This is a genomic window from Elusimicrobiota bacterium (genome assembly GCA_026388075.1).
Lineage (GTDB): Bacteria > Elusimicrobiota > Endomicrobiia > Endomicrobiales > JAPLKN01 > JAPLKN01.
The window spans coordinates 1-2,055 of sequence record JAPLKN010000019.1 but is presented as its reverse complement, the minus strand read 5'-3'; the positions used below and the strand labels follow the sequence as shown (position 1 = coordinate 2,055).

General features: G+C 36.2%; 2 protein-coding genes. Both read right to left on the bottom strand.

Translation table 11 applies throughout. The features are described 5' to 3' along the window. Positions 1 to 776, bottom strand: a 776-nt coding sequence (locus NT145_00725) for a hypothetical protein (protein ID MCX5781221.1), incomplete at its 3' end; no start/stop codon positions are given. A 226-nt stretch (positions 777 to 1,002) separates the two neighbouring features. Next, positions 1,003 to 2,055, bottom strand: a 1,053-nt coding sequence (locus NT145_00720; protein ID MCX5781220.1) for a CpaF family protein, incomplete at its 5' end; no start/stop codon positions are given.

Genomic DNA, 2,055 nt, shown 5'->3' with positions numbered 1-2,055 from the left:
TCTTCTATTTTTGACTGATATTTGTCAGCCGTATCCTGAACCGCTTTTTGCGCTTCATTTATTTTATTCTGGAAACTGTTAACAACATCCTTAGCCTTCGCCTGTGCCTCATTGATTTTTGACTGGTATTGTTTTATCACTTGCTGTATTCTTTCATTAGCATCGTTTATTTTAGCATTGTATTCCTGTACAATTTTATCTAGTTTTGTCCTTGCCTGATCAATTAGAGATTGAATTTCACCAACCTTCGCTTCTATTCCGGACTCTAACTCCTTTATTTTTGACTGATATTCTTCTATGGCATCTTCCACAACCTTTTGAGCATCTATAATCTTTTGTCTGAAGCCTTCTATTTCAGAACGAACCTTTGCCTCTAATTCTGCTTTTTTCGCATTAAGCTCGTTCAGTTTTTCCTCAGCCTGGTTCTTTATGTTTTCGGCTTTTTGCCTGTATCCGTCAACCTCCTTCATAATGCCGCCCCATTTTTCCAGCATCTGTTTCTGAAGGTTTTTGACTTGTTCATTAATCTTTGAAATTTTATCGTCAATCTTCTTGCGTTCCGCATCCACTTTCTTTTTCAATTCATCATATTTAACCGTTACCTCTTTTTTAACCTTTTCAAAATAGTTTTTCGCTGCTTTTATTTGTCCCTCTATCCAGGTAACAAGTTTGACATCCGATACCTTTTTCCAGTCTTTTGCGGCATAAGAATCTGCTCCGAAAGACATAAATAAAAAGGAAAAGAAAACAAAAAATATAACGGTTCTTTTGGTCATTACTTCCTCCCTCAACAAAATGCTCAAAAACTTCAGGGCCCGATACCTAAGAATCCTGTTCGCAAATTTTTCAATTTATTGAATTTACTTTTCCAGGCAGAAATAAATAAGCTTATCCCACCGTAAGAAACAAGGACGAAAATAGAGAGTAATAAAGCATATTCAATTAGTGCCTGTGCGTTTTCATCTTTTATAAAAAGAATTATTTTTCGGTGCAGAATATTCATTATCTGAATATCTCCATAGGTATGCTAATCCCTCTAGCCTTGATACTTTCCAGAAAAGCAGGGATAGTTCCTGTTGTTTTAAAATCCCCCGCAATCAAATTTGTTTGTTTGTTTATTCCATTATTTTTAAATTCAAAAATAGGCGCAAGTGTTATAACATCCCCTTCCATGCCTGTTATCTCTGCAATACTCGTTACTTTCCGCGAACCATCTTTTACACGGGATGTTTGAACAATTATATTGATCGCCGAAGCAATCTGCTCCCGTATAACGCGAACAGGCAAATCAAAACCACTCATCAAAACCATTGTTTCAATTCTCTTAATACAATCTCTCGGAGAATTAGAGTGAACTGTTGTTAAAGAACCGTTATGCCCTGTATTCATTGCCTGAAGCATATCTAAAGCTTCGGCGCCCCTGCATTCGCCCACAATAATTCTATCCGGTCTCATTCGCAAAGCATTAATAACCAATTTACGTATTGTTACATCCCCTTTCCCATCTATTCCCGCATCAGCAGCTTCTAATCTGCCTACATTTTCCTGCTTCATTTGAAGTTCGGCGGTATCTTCAATAGTAATTATTCTTTCACTTTTAGGAATAAAAGAAGAAAGAACATTTAAAAGTGTGGTTTTTCCTGATCCGGTTCCGCCGGAAACAACAATATTCTGCCTGTTTTCAACACAGATTTTAAGAAACTCAATCATGTTTTTATTAAGGCTATTGGCTGAGATTAAGCTTTCTCCGGACAATATATTTTTTGAGAATTTTCGGATTGTAATCATTGGGCCTGTTAGGGAAACTGGAGGGATAATTATATTTACCCGGGATCCGTCAGTAAGACGGGCATCAATGTAAGGATTATCTGCGGATATTTTTTTTCCAAGGGGTTTTAGTATTTGTTCAATAATTTTATATATTTCGGCTTCGTTACTAAAATGTTTTTCTGAAAGGAATATCAGGCCGTTTTTTTCAACGTAAACTTTAGAAATACCGTTTACCATTATTTCCGAAATATTTTCATCTTGAATGAATTCTTCCAGCAGGCCAAA